The sequence below is a fragment of the Aquirufa echingensis genome (assembly GCF_042714525.1).
GTDB lineage: Bacteria > Bacteroidota > Bacteroidia > Cytophagales > Spirosomataceae > Aquirufa > Aquirufa echingensis.
In genome coordinates this window covers 590316-608716 of the sequence record NZ_JBBKYA010000001.1, presented here as the reverse complement: position 1 = coordinate 608716, position 18401 = coordinate 590316, and the positions used below count along the sequence as shown (strand labels likewise).

Annotated in this window: 15 protein-coding genes, 2 tRNA genes and 1 rRNA gene; 2 read left to right on the top strand and 16 right to left on the bottom strand. The window is 42.0% G+C overall.

Annotated features, from left to right (window positions below):
* Positions 1-2 precede the first annotated feature (2 nt).
* From SKC38_RS02730 to SKC38_RS02720, 3 genes are all read right to left on the bottom strand, one after another.
* A tRNA-Ala gene (locus SKC38_RS02730) sits at positions 3-79 on the bottom strand.
* 52 nt (positions 80-131) lie between these two features.
* A tRNA-Ile gene (locus SKC38_RS02725) sits at positions 132-205 on the bottom strand.
* 133 nt (positions 206-338) lie between these two features.
* Positions 339-1844, bottom strand: a 16S ribosomal RNA gene (locus SKC38_RS02720).
* Positions 1845-2269: 425 nt separating this feature from the next.
* Here SKC38_RS02720 and SKC38_RS02715 point away from each other — a divergent pair.
* Positions 2270-2995: an RluA family pseudouridine synthase gene (locus SKC38_RS02715; RefSeq protein ID WP_377974851.1), complete on the top strand. Its 726-nt coding sequence runs from the start codon at positions 2270-2272 to the stop codon at positions 2993-2995.
* A 10-nt stretch (positions 2996-3005) separates the two neighbouring features.
* Here the strand turns inward: SKC38_RS02715 and SKC38_RS02710 are convergent, their stop codons facing one another.
* From SKC38_RS02710 to SKC38_RS02680, 7 genes are all read right to left on the bottom strand, one after another.
* Entirely contained in the window at positions 3006-3413 is a 408-nt protein-coding gene (locus SKC38_RS02710) for an RrF2 family transcriptional regulator (RefSeq protein WP_315575075.1), read from the bottom strand.
* Between the two features lie 130 nt (positions 3414-3543).
* Positions 3544-4011 carry a 30S ribosomal protein S7 gene (gene rpsG / locus SKC38_RS02705; protein WP_130895318.1) on the bottom strand — a complete coding sequence of 156 codons (468 nt, stop codon included), beginning with the start codon at positions 4009-4011 and terminating at the stop codon, positions 3544-3546.
* Between the two features lie 70 nt (positions 4012-4081).
* Positions 4082-4486: a 30S ribosomal protein S12 gene (gene rpsL, locus SKC38_RS02700; RefSeq protein WP_127805424.1), complete on the bottom strand. Its 405-nt coding sequence runs from the start codon at positions 4484-4486 to the stop codon at positions 4082-4084.
* Between the two features lie 142 nt (positions 4487-4628).
* Complete coding sequence (gene uxuA / locus SKC38_RS02695) at positions 4629-5819, bottom strand: mannonate dehydratase (RefSeq protein WP_377974848.1); 1191 nt, start codon at positions 5817-5819, stop codon at positions 4629-4631.
* A gap of 332 nt (positions 5820-6151) precedes the next feature.
* Complete coding sequence (locus SKC38_RS02690; protein ID WP_377974847.1) at positions 6152-7615, bottom strand: DUF4301 family protein; 1464 nt, start codon at positions 7613-7615, stop codon at positions 6152-6154.
* Between the two features lie 234 nt (positions 7616-7849).
* Entirely contained in the window at positions 7850-8503 is a 654-nt protein-coding gene (locus SKC38_RS02685; RefSeq protein WP_377974845.1) for a hypothetical protein, read from the bottom strand.
* 436 nt (positions 8504-8939) lie between these two features.
* Positions 8940-9155: a helix-turn-helix transcriptional regulator gene (locus tag SKC38_RS02680; RefSeq protein ID WP_377974844.1), complete on the bottom strand. Its 216-nt coding sequence runs from the start codon at positions 9153-9155 to the stop codon at positions 8940-8942.
* A 103-nt stretch (positions 9156-9258) separates the two neighbouring features.
* Between SKC38_RS02680 and SKC38_RS02675 the strand changes: the two genes are divergently transcribed.
* Entirely contained in the window at positions 9259-11181 is a 1923-nt protein-coding gene (locus SKC38_RS02675) for a RecQ family ATP-dependent DNA helicase (RefSeq protein ID WP_377974842.1), read from the top strand.
* Here SKC38_RS02675 and lon read toward each other — a convergent pair.
* The 6 genes from lon to SKC38_RS02645 all read right to left on the bottom strand — a co-directional run bounded on the left by lon (position 11145) and on the right by SKC38_RS02645 (position 18400).
* Positions 11145-13637, bottom strand: a complete 2493-nt coding sequence (lon, locus tag SKC38_RS02670; protein WP_377974840.1) for an endopeptidase La — start codon at positions 13635-13637, stop codon at positions 11145-11147. The genes SKC38_RS02675 and lon overlap by 37 nt on opposite strands.
* A 92-nt stretch (positions 13638-13729) precedes the next feature.
* Entirely contained in the window at positions 13730-14215 is a 486-nt protein-coding gene (locus tag SKC38_RS02665; protein ID WP_377974839.1) for a DUF6702 family protein, read from the bottom strand.
* 2 nt (positions 14216-14217) lie between these two features.
* Positions 14218-15588, bottom strand: a complete 1371-nt coding sequence (gene rseP / locus SKC38_RS02660) for an RIP metalloprotease RseP (protein WP_377974837.1) — start codon at positions 15586-15588, stop codon at positions 14218-14220.
* A 3-nt stretch (positions 15589-15591) separates the two neighbouring features.
* Positions 15592-16752, bottom strand: a complete 1161-nt coding sequence (locus SKC38_RS02655; RefSeq protein ID WP_377974836.1) for a 1-deoxy-D-xylulose-5-phosphate reductoisomerase — start codon at positions 16750-16752, stop codon at positions 15592-15594.
* Positions 16749-17345 carry a rhomboid family intramembrane serine protease gene (locus tag SKC38_RS02650; RefSeq protein WP_377974834.1) on the bottom strand — a complete coding sequence of 199 codons (597 nt, stop codon included), beginning with the start codon at positions 17343-17345 and terminating at the stop codon, positions 16749-16751. The genes SKC38_RS02655 and SKC38_RS02650 overlap by 4 nt, the downstream gene beginning before the upstream one ends.
* Positions 17346-17422: 77 nt before the next feature.
* Positions 17423-18400, bottom strand: coding sequence for a polyprenyl synthetase family protein (locus SKC38_RS02645; protein WP_377974832.1), 978 nt, complete (start codon positions 18398-18400; stop codon positions 17423-17425).
* Between the last annotated feature and the right edge of the window lies 1 nt (position 18401).

Sequence of the window (18401 nt, the reverse complement as noted above, 5' to 3'; positions counted from 1 at the left end):
GTTGGTGGAGAATAACGGATTCGAACCGTTGACCCCCTGCGTGCAAGGCAGGTGCTCTAGCCAGCTGAGCTAATCCCCCAGGGATTGTTTTGCTTAATCTATTGCTCTTACCCACATGCCTTCATTTCTTGTGGGCCTGCGTGGACTCGAACCACGGACCTCTACATTATCAGTGTAGCGCTCTAACCACCTGAGCTACAAGCCCGCTTTTTACTCTTGCAATCTTAATACCTTGAAAACCCCTCTCGTTCGAGTGATTTTCCTTTAAGCGTGTGATAAAAATAAAAACGATCAACTATCACCAAATGGCAACAATCAATAATAAATAGCTTCTCCAGAAAGGAGGTGTTCCAGCCACACCTTCCGGTACGGCTACCTTGTTACGACTTAGCCCCAATTACCTGTTCTACCCTAACTGGCGGTTTAACGGCCAGCTTCAGGTCTACCAGACTTTCATGGCTTGACGGGCGGTGTGTACAAGGTCCGGGAACGTATTCACCGCGTCATTGCTGATACGCGATTACTAGCGATTCCAGCTTCATAGGGTCGAGTTGCAGACCCCAATCCGAACTGTGAACGGTTTTCGAGATTGGCATCCTGTTGCCAGGTAGCTACCCTCTGTACCGCCCATTGTAGCACGTGTGTAGCCCTAGGCGTAAGGGCCATGATGACTTGACGTCGTCCCCTCCTTCCTCTCTACTTGCGTAGGCAGTCCATTTAGAGTTCCCACCATTACGTGCTGGCAACTAAATGCAGGGGTTGCGCTCGTTGCGGGACTTAACCCAACACCTCACGGCACGAGCTGACGACAGCCATGCAGCACCTTGTTTCAGGTCATTGCTGACTGATCCATTTCTGTATCATTCCTTCACATTCTAGCCTAGGTAAGGTTCCTCGCGTATCATCGAATTAAACCACATGCTCCACCGCTTGTGCGGACCCCCGTCAATTCCTTTGAGTTTCACCGTTGCCGGCGTACTCCCCAGGTGGATAACTTAACGCTTTCGCTGTGGCACCGACCAGATTCGGCCGACACCTAGTTATCATCGTTTACAGTGTGGACTACCAGGGTATCTAATCCTGTTTGATACCCACACTTTCGTGCATGAGTGTCAGTAAAAGCCAAGTGAGCTGCCTACGCAATTGGAGTTCTTGATAATATCTATGCATTTCACCGCTACACTATCAATTCCGCCCACCTCTACTTTACTCAAGTCTACCAGTTTCAATGGCACTGCAATCGTTGAGCGACCGTCTTTCACCACTGACTTAATAAACCACCTGCGCACCCTTTAAACCCAATAAATCCGGACAACGCTTGCACCCTCCGTATTACCGCGGCTGCTGGCACGGAGTTAGCCGGTGCTTATTCATACAGTACCGTCAATGCCTCTCGCAAGAGTCGTTTCTTCCTGTATAAAAGCAGTTTACAACGCATAACGCCTTCATCCTGCACGCGGCATGGCTGGGTCAGACTTGCGTCCATTGCCCAATATTCCCTACTGCTGCCTCCCGTAGGAGTCTGGCCCGTATCTCAGTGCCAGTGTGGGGGATTGACCTCTCAGTTCCCCTACCAATCAAAGTCTTGGTGAGCCATTACCTCGCCAACTAACTAATTGGACGCATGCCCATCTTACATCGATAAATCTTTAACAGCTGCTGGATGCCCAGCTACTGTCTTATGCGGTATTAATCTCCCTTTCGAAAGGCTATCCCCCAATGTAAGGTAGGTTGCATACGTGTTACGCACCCGTGCGCCACTATGTCCGAAGACACCGTTCGACTTGCATGTATTAGGCCTGCCGCTAGCGTTCATCCTGAGCCAGGATCAAACTCTCCATTGTAAATAATCTTTGGATGTTTGACTGCTCTTATTAATATAAGAAAATTGTCATTATCCTTGTCTTGAATGCTACTTATTATGACTAATTCATTTAAAGAATTAATCTCGTCTTTATTTCTATCAACACGTCAAAGAACTCTTTCAACTTCCACGTCCACCATCCAGCCGAAACCTTCAAGCAAACCCTTCCGTTAATGTGCTAGAAGCTTTTTCCTAGCGATTGGGAGTGCAAAGATGTAGGAATAATTTATAATTACCAACACCACACACAAAAATATTTTACAATAATTCGTAATTCGCTGAAAATCAAGCATGACTTCATCGAAAAAAAATTAAAAAAAATTAACAAACTCGACTTATCGCGAAATAATCCTACCTTTGTCAACGCAAATACGCACCCATTTTAAGGGAATAAATACTGAATCAATGAAAGACTATCACATCGTTTACGAAGACAATCACCTCCTAATAGTAAATAAAAGGGCAGGAATTCTCGTGCAAGGCGACAGCACAGGCGACGTAACATTAACCGATGTGCTCAAAGACTATATCAAAGAAAAATACCAAAAACCGGGTGCGGTTTTCTTGCACCCTGTTCACCGACTAGATCGCCCGGTGAGTGGACTTGTCATTTTCGCTCGAACTTCCAAAGCGCTTGAACGCATGATGGAGATGTTCCGCAAACGTGATATCCAAAAAACCTATTGGGCCGTAACCCGCAAAAAGCCTTACCCAGAAAAAGGGAAGCTTACACATTGGCTTTTGAAAAACGAAGCAAAAAATACCACAACGGCTTACGACTTTCCAGAGGACAAAGCCCTCAAAGCGGAATTGAACTACAAAGTTTTAGGAAAAATCAACTTACACTATTTAGTTGAAGTGGAACCTATCACCGGCAGACCGCATCAAATTCGAGTGCAATTAGCCTCTTTGGGATGCCCTATTCGAGGTGACATCAAATACGGATACGACAAACCCAATATCGATGCCAGTATAAACTTGCATGCACGTAGATTGTATTTCATCCACCCAATCAAGAAAACTCCGATCATCTGCAAAGCATCTGTTCCCGAAAACCCTTTCTGGGAAGAATTCTTGGAATTAGATCCCGATGATTTCAAAATGAAAAATTTGGATTACCTATACGAATAAAAAAAGGAGCTTAAATAAGCTCCTCTAGTGTTGTCTTTTCTAAAACAGATAAATTGGCATCCCGCCATTTGGCCAATACCGTACGCAATTGACATGTTTCCTCATCCGCACAATCATCACACTTGCCATAAAAATGCAAAGAGACACATAACGCAGGCGCGATAGGACCATCAACAATCCGAATTATCTTCGCAAATGTCACCTCACTTGGTGGAACGCGTAAATAATAACCGCCTCCCTTGCCTTTCTGGCTCTGCAAGATTCCATGATTACGCAACTCTAATAAAATCGCTTCCAAAAATTTCTTCGGGATATGCTCCGACTCCGCAATGTGCGAAATCAATAAAGGCCCTTTTTCATAAGCCTGAGCCAATACTTTTAACGCCTTTAATGCATATTTTGCCTTCTTCGAAATCATAGTAATGTTGATTGTTAATCAAAGCTACTCATTTTTTACAAATACTCCACTAAGCCAATCGAGTAACTAACAAAGGTCATAAAAAAAGGCTGTCCATTACTGAACAGCCTTTTGACATAATTCGATTGAATTAGAAACGGAAGTGAGAGAACGCTTTGTTCGCCTCCGCCATTCTGTGCGTATCATCTTTCTTCTTCACAGCTGCTCCCTCTCCTTTAGATGCTGCAATGATTTCATTCGCTAAACGATCCATCATTGTTTTGTCACCACGCTTACGTGCATAACCAATTAACCACTTCATTCCCAATGAAACTTTACGTTCAGCGCGTACTTCTGTTGGTACCTGGAAGTTTGCACCACCCACACGACGGCTCTTAACCTCGACAGATGGCATCACATTGTTTAATGCTTTTTTCCAAGTTTCTAAACCGTTTTCTTTTGTACGCTCCTCAACCTTGTCCAATGCATCATAAAAAATTGTAAATGCAGTTGATTTCTTTCCGTCGTACATTAAGTTGTTTACAAACTTAGTTACTAATACATCCTTAAATTTAGGATCTGGTAATACGTAGCGCTTTTTTGGTTTCGCCTTTCTCATGTTGTTAGTTTTTTAATTTCGACCCAACCTTCTGCCTTAACGAAGCATACTGAATCTTTCTGTTAATAAATTATTTCTTCTTACCTGTTGGAGCTGCTTGACCTGGTTTAGGACGTTTAGCACCATATTTCGAACGAGACTGTAAACGACCAGAAACTCCGGCAGTATCCAATGCTCCACGAATGATGTGGTAACGAACCCCTGGTAAGTCCTTCACACGACCACCACGGATCAAAACGATCGAGTGCTCTTGCAAGTTGTGACCTTCACCTGGAATATAGGCATTCACCTCTTTTTGGTTTGTCAAACGTACACGCGCTACTTTACGCATCGCTGAGTTTGGTTTCTTTGGAGTCGTCGTGTATACACGAGTACAAACTCCTCTTCTTTGTGGGCAAGAATCCAAAGCAGGTGACTTAGATTTCCAAGTCATTTGCTCACGTCCCTTGCGCACTAATTGCTGAATAGTTGGCATTTTAGCGTAATTACCTGTTTAATTATAAATTCATTTAATCCCTTATTTCATGTAGTAAACCCAATTGAATTGAGTTATCCCACACTAATGGGGGTGCAAATTTAACAATAAGAAAGACAAAACAAAACGGTTTGGCAGAAAATTATTTCAAAAACCCCTCGATGCCCATTTCCAATCCCCGCAATTCCGCCAATCCCCGCAAGCGACCGATCGCCGTATAGCCTGGATTCGTTTTCTTGCCTTCCTGCAAATCATCCAACATGCGATGACCGTGATCCGGACGGAATGGAAGTCGGTAATCCTTCCGACCAGCCGCTATCCGCTTCCTTTGCTCCTGAACCAAACCTTTCATCACGCCAAACATATCCACATCGCCATCCAAATGATCTGCCTCATGGAAATTGCCATATTCATCACGGCGTGTCGCACGCAAATGAATGAAGTTAAAGCGATGTCCCAAACGCTCAACCATCCCCACCAAATCATTATCTTCTCTTACGCCATAACTTCCTGTACAAAAACACAATCCGTTGACATTGCTTTCATAAGCAGCCAATAATTGCTTCGCATCGCTTTCCGTACTTACCACGCGAGGCAAGCCCAAGATCGGATACGGGGGATCATCCGGATGTATTGACAACATGACACCTGCCTCCTCAGCCGCTGGCGTTATCTCCCGGATAAAATCATATAAGTTCTCTCGTAATTCCTTCTCTCCTACTTCTGCGTAAGTATCTAAAGCTTCCTGGAAAGACTTCAAGGTGAAACTCTCTTCCGAGCCCGGTAAACCTGCAATGATATTGCGAATGAGCTTATCTTGCTGCGCCTGCGTAGATGCATCAAACCATTTCTTCGCACGTTCGATCTGCTCAGCTGTATAATGTTGCTCCGCACCTGGACGTTTCAACAAGAATAATTCAAATGCACAAAACTCAGCCGCATCAAAACGCAATCCCGTGCTCCCGTCTGGGAAACAAAAATCTAAATCGGTCCGCGTCCAATCCAAAATGGGCATAAAATTATAACACACCAAATCCAAACCTGCCGCTCCCACATTGCGTAATGAAGTTTTGTAGTTCTCGATGTATTGCTTGTAATTTCCTGAACGGGTCTTAATGTCCTCATGCACGGGGATACTTTCAATCACCGACCAGCTCAATCCTGCCGCCTCAATGATAGCTTTGCGCTCTAAAATGCCTTTCAATTCCCAAACTTGCCCATTCGGGATTTGGTGCAATGCGCTTACGATTCCTGTTGCACCTGCTTGTCGAACGTCCGATAATTTGACGGGGTCATTCGGCCCAAACCACCGCCATGTTTGCTCTAATGCCATATTTATTCGATTTTAAACTCTTTACGTCGGCAGGGTCCCCGCTACCGCTGCCAGGGTCTTCGACCCTGGCAGCGGTAAACTTTTCCAGAAATATTTTACGCTGCCGGGGATCTAACCCCGGCAGCGTAAACAAACACCCTCTAATCCTAAAACTACTTCACAAAGCCTGAAAAAGAAAAAACTTACTTGATAATTAATATCAGAATCCTGATAAAATAAAAAACCTTGCCCGTAAAACGAACAAGGTTTTTGTAATCAAGCATTTATATACTTCCTTCAAAATCTGCTGGAAGAGGTGCAAAATTAGTGGTTTTTTTACAAAGAGAAAAACCCTAACTATTTTGATGTGCCGGACGCAATAAATCAGTCACCGTTTTCACCGGATTAAAGGTCACTAAAGGCACCTCCACAAACAAGGTATTCCAATGTGCCATCGCACCATTCCACAAACCTGGTAACTCCTGCGCCTTCAACGATTTTCCATCCTTCGTTTTCTCAGTGATAAAACCCGTCGACATATCCCGAAACTCAATCAAATCACAGCCGCGTGTTGCACAAACCAAATCCACCGGATTAAAATGCGTCGAACCAGCAAATAAAGCCTTTTGGTCTGCATTAGACATATCAACTTGTGCAGATTCAACCAATTGCAATGTCAAATTACCCGCAGCATCCTGGCACCAGAATGGTCCGCCTCCCGGCTCACCCGTATTCTTAACCACCCCACAGATACGTGTAGGTCGAGCCAATATTTTCAATAACTCAGCCGCCTGAGCTTCAATTGACAAAAACTGAAAATCACTTGAAACTTCAAATCCTAAATAGGTCTTAATCTCCAACAATGCCTCCTCAATCAAAGCAGGCTTCAACTCCCCCTTCAAACGCATTTCCAAATAACTTATCCCCTCCAAAATCCACAACAACAATCCCGCCAAAGCTTTCTTGTATTGAATCGTCGTCAATTTCAAATGATCCGGGACTACATTATCAATGTTCTTAATAAAAATAATATCTGCAGATAAATCATTCAGATTCTCTAGCAAAGCTCCATGGCCGGCAGGGCGGAACAACAAAGAACCGTCCGCTTCCCTAAACAAACTATTATCCATATTCACCGCAACAGTATCAGTAGCCGGCTTCTGCTCAGAAAATGTCACTTCAAATTCAATCCCAAAATGCGAAGACCAAATCGGAGATAAACGTGTTACCAAAGCCTCGAAACGGCCTCGATGTTCAGGAGAAACAGTAAAATGCAAGCGCGCCTTTTGGCCATCTGAAGCATATTCAGCCGCCTCGACCAAATGCTCTTCCAAAGGCGTTCGAGCACCAGATGCATACTTATGAAATTTCAACAAGCCTTTTGGCAAAGAACCATATTCCATCCCAGAAGCTCCGAGCAATTGTTTCAATACGTCCACCTCCGCTGTACCTTCCGGTGCGAGGGACTTCAACTCCTCATAAAACGCAAATGATTCCTTTTGGCTAAAAAACAAATCAGACTCTTTATTGGGCTGACCCGAGGAAATATATTCAAACAGAGATTTGAACATCCGCGTCGCAGCACCGGATGCGGGCACCATTTTCAACAAATTCAAACTCGAACGCCTCGATTCAAATCGTTCAATATGCGAAGCCAAATCCGCCTCAGAGAAACGGACAATGCCATCCCCAATCGTCGCCGACTTCTCTAAATTCATCCAAGGAAAGCCTTGTTTAAAATATTCAACTTGTTGATTAATTTCTTCAGGACGAATGCCCCGCGCTGATAATTGCAATAGATCGGATGCTGTTAACATAATGCAGATTTAAAAAAATAAAAATACAGGTTGCGCTGAATTTTCTTGCATAAACAAACAGATAATTTTTTTTAAAATAACCAAAACGAAACCTCAACTTTCTCAGTAAGGAAATAAGATACCCATGTAATCACCAATAGTCGACTTGTAAATTGATATTAATGAATGCGTGATCCTATCTAACATTCATATATACGAGCACGCCAACGCTTGAGAATCAACAAAAAAACTTACTCATTGTACTTCCAATCGAATCATCGGCCCAATTCTACCTCCTTGAAATGACGAAATGACGGTCCAGTCATTCCGACTAGTTGGACGAACATAAAACCGTTTTATTACAGAATATTTACCCATGGCAACTCTATCTGTTTCTCCCGTGATTTTATTTGATTTTGCAAAAAAATTCACAATAACAGCGATTCCATTTTTAGGAATTACCAAATCTTCCAAAAGAATTGGAAACTCATTCCATCCGATTTGATTCGCAGAAAAAGCAAGTTCATGCTTATTGACTAAGTCAGTGGGAAGCATATCTTTTCCAATCGAATAAATTTGAATTTGAAAAGTATTATTTGGGGAATACCGCTTGTCAAAATAAATCTCCAATTTAGTAAGCTTCCTCCCAATTAGGTTGACATCGTCAAACATCATTCCAATTTGACAAGGCGCTATTGTTATGAATGAAAAATGTCGTTTTCGATTCGGTTTCTCTGTTTCGATCTTTGATAATCTTGAAGGTAATACTTTTACCTCATCAAGAAGTATCGAATAAGTTGAGTCATTTAAATTGCTCAATCTTTTAGACAAGCCATTAGGAACCACAATTGTACCATTTAGAAAAAGTAAACTGAAGACAAGGAATTTAGGAAATATTATATTTTTCATAATCCACATAAATTTGATTAATCAGGGCAAGTTTGTACAACTTGCGCTATTCTTTCATCTACTCGAAATCCAAAAAAATAGTTATACTCTTTGTAAAAGTAAACACACCCTGAACCATCTGGCAAATGTTTGTGTCCTACTTCTTGAGACCCTCCATTCAGTCCGCAGACCGATCGACTCCACCCAAAGAATTTCCAATCTGGCTCACAGCTAACTTCAGACTCATATGCATAAATGAATATGGGTACTATCAATACAATTACAATAAGTCCAATTTTTGCACCTAAGTTACTGCGCGTTTTCATTTTAATTAGTGGTTATACAAGAATTACAAATAGCTGTAATCTTAGCCAAAGTAAATGCAATTTGCACAACCATAAAATACTACTTTTAGTACTATTTTAGTAGTATTAAAACAAAAACAAAGGAGTTAAATCTAACTCTCAGAAAAATTCCTTAGAAAATCTCGAAAATCCTTTCTTCCTACACCATTGACCTTTTGAAGGATGTTCTGCCTATGCTTTCGCACTGTATTTTCTGAAATAAAAAGTTTCTTTGCAATTTCTTTGCATGTAAAATTATCTTTTGATAATCGAATGATAGTAATTTCACGATTCGTAAAATCAATAATTTCGTTTTGTTTAAGTTTCATTAGCGGTTATTTAGTAGCATCAAGATAAATAACATTAATTAATCTTTTGAATTATCAACTTATAATCATGCATTCTGTAAAATTCATATAGTTTTGCTCTTAAATGATCCAAACGAGAAACATATTGCAACAATACTGGGGCCATACCAACTTTCGCCCTTTGCAACAGGATATCATCGAATCCGTCCTTCAAAAAAAAGACACATTAGCGCTTTTACCCACAGGAGGAGGAAAATCCATCTGCTTTCAAGTTCCTGCAATGGCAACCGATGGGATTTGCATCGTCATCACCCCACTCATTGCATTGATGCAGGACCAAGTGGAACAATTATCAAAGCGAGGAATTCCTGCCATTGCCATCTATTCGGGCATGTCGAAAAAACAAATTGACATCGCCCTCGACAATTGCATCTATGGCCAAGTAAAATTCATTTACGTTTCACCCGAAAGGCTCAAAACCGACCTATTTATCGAACGGGCCAAACAAATGAATATTTCCTTATTGGTCGTCGACGAAGCGCATTGCATTTCCCAATGGGGGTATGATTTTAGACCACCCTACCTCGAAATCAATAATTTCAGAGAGATAATTCCCAAGGTTCCTTGCATCGCTTTGACCGCCTCGGCGAATCAAGAAGTTAAACAAGATATCATTGAAAAACTCGGATTTAAATCTCCACAGGTATTTCAAAAAAGCTTCACAAGAGCTAACCTTTCTTATTCTTGTCATTGGGAGGAAAACAAAGATCCCCAACTCGTTCAAATGCTTAAGAAAGTTGGCGGATGCTCCATCGTCTACGCCCGTAATCGACGCAAAACGCAAGAAATCGCGCAATTATTGCAAAAAAATGGGATACTGGCCGACTATTACCATGCGGGTTTAGCGACAGATGTGCGAACAAAGAAACAACAAGATTGGATACAAAATAAAACACATTGCATCGTTGCAACGAACGCTTTTGGGATGGGAATCGATAAACCAGACGTTCGACTCGTTGTGCATATGGACCTACCTGATACGCTGGAAGCTTACTATCAAGAGGCTGGTCGTGCGGGTCGGGATGAGAAAAAAGCCTATGCCGTAGTACTCGTGGAGGAACAGGATATTAAAGATCTACATGCGAATTGGGAGAAAACCTTCCCTACTCCCGAAGTCCTGCGTAAAACCTACCAGGTCATTAGCAATTACCTTCAGATTGCTGAAGGAAGTGGAGAATTAAGCACCTATGATTTTGACTGGACCGAAATGGCACGACGCTTCCAATTACCAGCATCGGAAACCTATTTTGCCATCAAGACTTTGGAAAGCGAAGGATTATTAATTTTAAATGACTCTTTCCAAAATCCGTCCAAAATACGCATTCAAGCAACGGCGGCAGAGGTATATGATTTCATGATTCGAAATGAGAAATTTGAGACGTTCATCAAATTCCTGTTAAGACATTTTGGAGGAAACTTGTACACCCAGTTTATTTCAATTTCCGAAGTAAATCTAAGCCAATTGATTAAAATGCCTTTGGCAGATGTAGAACGAATCCTGAATTTATTAACCAAATTCGAAATAATCGAATATGAAAAGCAATCTGGACTACCCAAATTAACATTGCTTACTCCTCGTGCAAATACGGAAAATCTACCGATTATTTGGAGTGAATATTTAAAGAAAAAAGAACGGAGTCAAACCAAAATCAAGGCCATAGAAACCTATGTCCGAGAGAAGACAACTTGCCGAAACCGACTAATTACGGCATATTTTGGAGAAGCCGACCAAGCAAATTGTGGTATTTGTGACAATTGCATTCAGCGAAAAAAAGAAGCATCAGGCAAAGCCTATCCGGAAGGGATGGAAAAAGAACGCCAACTAATTTTGAATTACCTCAAAAATGGGGCGATGAGTCTACAAGACTTAATAGAATGCCTCCGCCCGTTAACCCAGGCAGAGGCAGCTAAAATGATTCAATATTGCCTCGAAATGGGCGATATCGTTTATCAATCCACAGACGTTTTGGCCTTAGCCTCGTCCTGAAAAACAAATTTGACCGGATTCTTTACTTGTTGGCCCAGCAAAGCAATCGCCAACACCTCCGTTGCATGCTCCACATAATGGAATTTCAAATCGGAAATGTAATGTGCTTCAATCTCCTCCACATCCTTTTGATTCTTGTTGCACATAATAATCTCCTTAATTCCAGCACGTTTTGCAGCCAAAATTTTCTCTTTAATACCCCCCACAGGCAAGACCTTTCCGCGCAAGGTAATTTCACCTGTCATCGCCAAATTAGCCTTCACTTTCCGTTGGGTTAATGCTGAAGCAATGGCTGTCAACATCGTAATACCCGCAGAAGGGCCATCTTTTGGCACCGCACCCGCAGGCACGTGGATGTGCAAATTGTATTGATCAAAAATCCGATAATCAATCTGATAATCATCCGCATGGGCCTTCAAGAAACTTAAAGCTGCCATCGCTGATTCCTTCATGACATCCCCCAATTGTCCCGATAAAGTCAACTGACCTTTACCTCGGTTCAACAAGGTTTCAACGAACAAAATATCTCCTCCTACCGGTGTCCAAGCTAAACCTGTTACAACACCCGCATACTCATTGCTTTCATAGGAATCCTTGTCGAAGACCTCCTGGCCCAACATCCGAACTACATCCGCAGGTTGAATTTTACTCGGGTATTCCTCGCCAATCGCAATTGACTTGGTCATTTTACGAACCACACGACCAATTTCTTGCTCCAATTTCCGAACACCTGATTCGCGTGTATATCCTTCCACTACCTTTTGAATCGCGGCATCTGTCATCGCAAAGGCAATTTTATCCAAGCCATGTTCCGCTTTCTGTTTTGGAAGCAAATGCTTTTTTGCAATTTGAACCTTCTCTTCCATCGTATAGCCACTCACCTCGATAATCTCCATCCGGTCACGTAATGCAGGATGAATCGTATCTAAATTATTCGCAGTTGCCACAAACATCACACGGGATAAGTCATATTCAACCTCCATGTAATTGTCTAAGAAGCTATTGTTTTGTTCGGGATCTAAAACCTCCAATAAAGCTGAAGAAGGATCACCTCGTTGATCTGAACCAACTTTATCAATCTCATCTAAAATAAACACGGGATTTGAAGACCCCGCCTTCTTAATATTCTGAATCACTTTTCCTGGCATGGCACCAATGTAAGTCTTGCGATGCCCACGAATTTCCGCTTCATCGCGTAAACCACCCAAAGCCATACGCACATACTTCCGTCCCAATGCCTTTGCAATAGAACGTCCTAAAGATGTTTTACCAACACCCGGAGGGCCATATAAACATAGAATTGGCGCTTTCATATCGCCCTTCATCTTCAACACGGCCAAATACTCAATGATACGTTCTTTGACTTTTTCCAATCCAAAATGATCGGCATCCAAAACTTTTTTCGCCTTAATCAGATCAAAATTATCTTTGGAATATTCGCTCCATGGAAGATCTACTAATAGCTCCACATAATTCATCAACATCGGATATTCAGGCGACATCGAATTCGTGCGTTGCAATTTGCTCAACTCCTTTTGGAAAAAATCATTCACCTCTTTCGTCCACTTTTTCTTAGCTGCACGTGCACGCAAACCATCCAATTCTTGCTCTGGACTTTCGACACCTAGCTCCTCTTGAAGCACTTTAATTTGTTGGCGGATATAATAATCTCGCTGCTGCTGATCAATATCACTCGAAGCTTTACTCTGAATTTCACGCTTCAATTCCAATAATTGAATGTCCTTCATCATGTGCTCCAACAAACTCGTCGCTTGTTCTAAGCCATTCAGTTGTTCAAGCAAAGCTTGTTTTTCAGGCAACTCTGCATTCACATTGGAAGACAAGAAGTGTACCAAGTAAGACGGCGATTCAATATTGTCTAAAGCAATCTGAACTTCACGAGGAATTTCAGGATTTAGATTTAGAATTTTAGTTGCATTTTCCTTCAGAGTTGAAATCAAAGCCTTGTTCTCGCGGTTCAATTTTTTGGGAAATGTATCTTCCAAATAGTTGACCTTAGCAATCAAATTAGGCTCGGTTTTGATGTATTCTTTAACCTCAAAACGCTTTCTCCCCTGCACAATAATCGTTGTATTTCCACCCGGCAAAACAAACATTTTGACGATGTGTCCTACGGTTCCAATCTTATATAAATCTTCAGGCAAAGGTTCTTCTTTGGAATGATTCGCTTGCGCAAGCACCCCTATGGTACGGTCACCTTTATAGGCTTTCTTTACTAAACGAACTGATTTTTGCCGACTAACCGTGATCGGAATCACCATACCCGGAAACAAAACAATATTCCGAATAGGTAAAATCGGCAACTCCTCTGACAAAACGCCCATTTTGTCATCACTGCCCATCCCCTCTGATCCAATGGGGATCAATTCAATATTCTCGAAGTCAGACATGTCTGACAACCTCAGATGCTTAAAAAGGTCGTTTGAATTATTCATACACACAATTTATAATATTCCCCTCGTAATTTATTCTAAAAGTATGGGCATATAATCAAATATCATGCCACATGACCTTTTGGCAGACTGCCTCATTCAAATACTTGAATCCATTTAGTTGATTGAAACAAGTACGATTGCTTGTGTTCCCCACGGGCAACATGAAATAGATTAGTCTGATCTGGAAAAGTATCTGCAAGTAGACTGTTTTCCCAAAACATCCCTTTTAGGTTTTGTTCAGTTGGAATCTCCACGTACACCCAAATCACATCCTTGACTGCCTCCCAGCCAAGATATCGGTAGGGCGTTGTGAGTTGTTGGTTTACTTGCACTCCCAAATGCTTCCGCAAATAAGCATCAAGCACCTTATCGGTTTGAGGACCTTCTTGAAATACGAATCGTGTGCCCGTAAATGCACTTAGTCCTTGTTCCAAATCGTCTTGAAACAAGCGAATGCTAATTTCCCAAGTTTTTTCTTTTGCGTTGTAGATACATTCTCCCACACTGGAGTGAAAAGGATGAGCAAGCCCGAGCAAAGGCAAAACCATCAAAAGCAATAAGAAAATCCCTTTTTTCAATGCTAGAAAAATGCTTTAAATAAGTCGTTACCGAAAGTATAGGCCATTAAGGCAAGTAGAATAATCATACCAACTTGTTGGGCACGCTCCAATACTTTTTCAGATGCCGGCTTTCCCGTAATCATCTCATAAATCAAGAAAATAGCATGGCCACCATCCAATGCGGGAATCGGCAAAATATTCATAAATGCCAAAGCCATTGACAATAAACCCGTCAACATCCAGAAACGCGTCCAATCCCAAACTCCACCAAACATCTGAGCAATTCCAATCGGGCCACTCAATGCCTTTGATGCCGAAACATCGCCTGTTGCAATTTTCTTAAACCCACGAATATTATCAGATATAACAGAGAATGCACGACCTGTTCCGATGCTCAAAGATTGTGCAAATGTGTAATCCTCGTGTGTAGTCTTTATCAATAATTCAGGAATAAATCCGATTTGACCACTCTTTGAAACCACCATCGATAAGGTATCCGATTGGCCTTGTCGGCTAATCGCCAAATGAATTGCTTTCCCAGCTTCCTTAGCTAGCACTTCTTTAATTTCATGATAAAAGCGAATCGGCTGACCATTCACCGCCGTGATGTAATCGCCTGCTTTTAAACCTGCTGAAAACGCCGGCAACAACTCGCCATCTTGACTTCCTGGTTCTTCTGACGCAGCAACCTCAGCTACCTTAAAAGCAGCCATAGGCTCAATGAAAGCAGCTTTTTTATCACTTAATTTCTCAATGAAATTAGAAGGAATTTTGACCACAATTTTTTGCCCATCACGCAAAACCGTGTAAGACGAATTTTCGCCTAATAAGACATCAGACGTACGTAAATCCGCCAAAGATTTATAATCGGCGCCGTTTACCTTAACAACTTTGTCACCCGTTTTTAAGCCAATTTGTTTGCCTAGTTCCAAGGCTACAATTCCATTTTTATTCAACTCATCTTTGGAAATGAAATTATTCCCATTCGAAAATGTCAAAGCAATGAAAATAACCACACCGGTGATGACGTTAACGATAACCCCACCCAACATAACGATAAGTCGTTGGTAGGCAGGTTTCGCCCGAAATTCCCAAGGTTCAGGCTCTTTCGCTAAAGTAGCGGCGTCCTGTGTTTCATCAATCATCCCGGCAATCGAGACATAGCCCCCAAGTGGAAACCAACCCAAACCGTATTCGGTATCGCCCACTTTTTTCTTAAACAAAGCGAAATTCAAAACCGTTGGGATAGGGAATAAAAAATCAAAAAACAGATAAAATTTATCCACACGCATCTTAAACCATTTGGCCGTAATGAAGTGTCCAAATTCGTGTAATGTCACCAAAATCGACAGCCCCAAGATTAGCTGTCCTGCCATAATCAAACCTTCCATACCTTATTTATTTTGCTTTTTAACCCACATTTGGGCCATTTCTCTCGTTAATTTATCTGTTGTAATATAGTCCTCTAAGCTTGGATTAAGCAAAAAAGTTCCCTTCGCCATGCAATCCGCTAATAAATCGGACATAGCTAAAAAGCCAATTTCATCTTTCAAAAATGCATCCACCGCTACCTCATTTGCGGCATTCAAGATACAGGGCATATTTCCTCCCTGATCCAAGGCTTGGAATGCCAGTCCCAAATTCCGAAATGTCTCCATATCCGGCTGTTCAAATGTCAACGAAGCAAAATCCCGAAAATCAAAACGAGGGAAATTGGCTTGCATGCGATTTGGATAACCCAGCGCAAACTGAATAGGCAATTTCATGTCAGGCAATCCCAATTGAGCCTTTATTGACCCATCTTCAAATTGCACCAGGGAATGAACAATCGATTGCGGATGTACCACTACATCGATTTGTGAAGCCTTCACATCGAACAACCAAGCCGCTTCAATAACTTCTAAACCCTTATTCATCAAACTAGCCGAGTCGATCGTAATCTTCGCTCCCATCGACCAATTGGGATGTTTTAATGCTTGAGCCCGGGTTACATGCTCCAAATCCGCACGTTTCTTCCCACGAAAAGGTCCACCCGATGCGGTTAAAATAACTTTCTCAATGGGATTATGTGACTCGCCCATGAGGCACTGAAATATTGCCGAATGTTCTGAATCTACAGGCAAAATAGGAACACCCATTTCGCGCGCTAGAGGCATAATCAATGATCCAGCAACGACAAGCGTTTCTTTGTTGGCCAGTGCAATCGGCTTACCTGACTTTATCGCTTTCACGGTAGGCAACAAACCTGCATAACCCACCAAAGCGGTCAAGACGATATCGACATTATCTAAGCAAACGACCTCTTGTAAAGCTTCAGCTCCGGCTAAAACAGTAATACTTGAGCCAGAAAGCGCCTTTTTAACGAATTCATATTTTTGCTCATCCCCAATCACCACATGGCTAGGTTGGAATTGCAAAGCTTGTTCAATTAATAAATCAGCATTCGATTGCGCAGTTAATACGGACACTGAAAATGCCGCAGAATGCTGCAAAACCACATCCAATGCTTGCGTCCCGATGGAACCCGTCGAACCCAAAATCGCTATTCTTTTCATCCGAGCATGGCCATAATTTGTTGAACAAATTCAATCCACGTCGAAGGTCTAGTCAGCGTAATAAACAGCACACCAAAAAGTCCCCCATATAAATGCGCAGAATGATTCACATAATCGCGTCCTCTACGATCCATCGCAATGGAATACCAGGTAAATAAACCTGCGTAGATGAAACCAGGAATTCCAACGACCCCAAACAGGTAAATCTTCTCCGTCGGGAAGAACATAATCCCCGCGAAAATAACCGCCGAAACAGCTCCCGAAGCTCCCAAAGAATTAAAATAATGGTTATTACGTTGCTTGAAATAGGTTGGCAAATCGGCAACAAGTATCGCTAGTAAATAGAATACCACATAAACATATCCCCCAATTCCCGGAAATATGATGGAGAAAATATACTCCAATTGCGTTCCAAAAAAGTAAAAGGAAAACAAATTAAAGAACAAATGGGTGAAGTCGGCATGAATAAACCCCGACGTCAAGAACCGCCAATATTCTTGTTTTTTATTGATTCGATAGGGCGACATCGTCATCGCATCCATCCATGCAGGCTTTTGCCAAGCAAGGAGCGAAATGCCGACCGTAACAGCCATAATCAAAAAACTGAGTGAATTTGAATTCCCCATGAAAATCGGGCAAAGCCCTTTAAAATTTAGCCTACAAAACTACATTAAACTTCCCGATCAACCAACCCTGCCAAAAATTTACCAAGGGCCTCTTTTTGCGCTGGTTGCAGGTTTAATTGATCTATCGACAGAAATGCCTGATCAAAATACTGATTAATTTTCGCTTCAGTCTCTTTGCGAATTCCTAAATCGGTATAGAGCTGCGTAACCGAGGCAACTTTCTCAACGGGATTCGGGTTTTCCATGGCTAACCAAGCTTGCAAATGCTGATGATCATCTCCCTTCGCCGTTTCCAAGGCACGAATGAGCAAATAAGTTTTCTTATTGGCCAAAATATCGCCCCCCACTTGTTTCCCGAATTTCTCTGGATCCCCATAAACATCGAGCAAATCATCTTTCAATTGAAATCCTAAACCTATGCATTCTCCTATCTCATAGAGTACTTGAGCCTTTTCTGCCTCAATTCCCGCCAAAATACCTCCCATTTCCATGGATAAGCCAATCAACACAGAGGTCTTTAATCGAATCATTTCGATGTATTCCTCCACGCTAACCGATGAACGGCTTTCGAAATTCATGTCCATTTGTTGGCCTTCACACACCTCCGCCGCCGTCCGATTAAACCGCAACAAAAGATGCTGAAATTCAGCCAAAGAAAGATGTTGGCATTGATTCAAATATTGATAGGCATTAACGAGCATCACATCGCCTGATAGAATCGCGATGTTATCGTTCCATTTTTCATGAACGGTTTGCTTACCCCGACGAAGCGGGGCCTTGTCCATGATATCATCATGCATCAAGGTGAAATTGTGAAAAATCTCAATCGAAAGTGCTGTAGAAACAACCTTTTCCCAATCAGCTTTAAACAACGAATAAGACAACAAACAAAGCACCGGACGAATCCGCTTACCTCCTAATTGCATTAAATATCGAATAGGCTCATAGAGTTCTACAGGCGCTTCCCCTAAACGTTGTTGTTTAATTTCAGCTTCGAGCGCGGGCAAAAATTGTTGTATCATA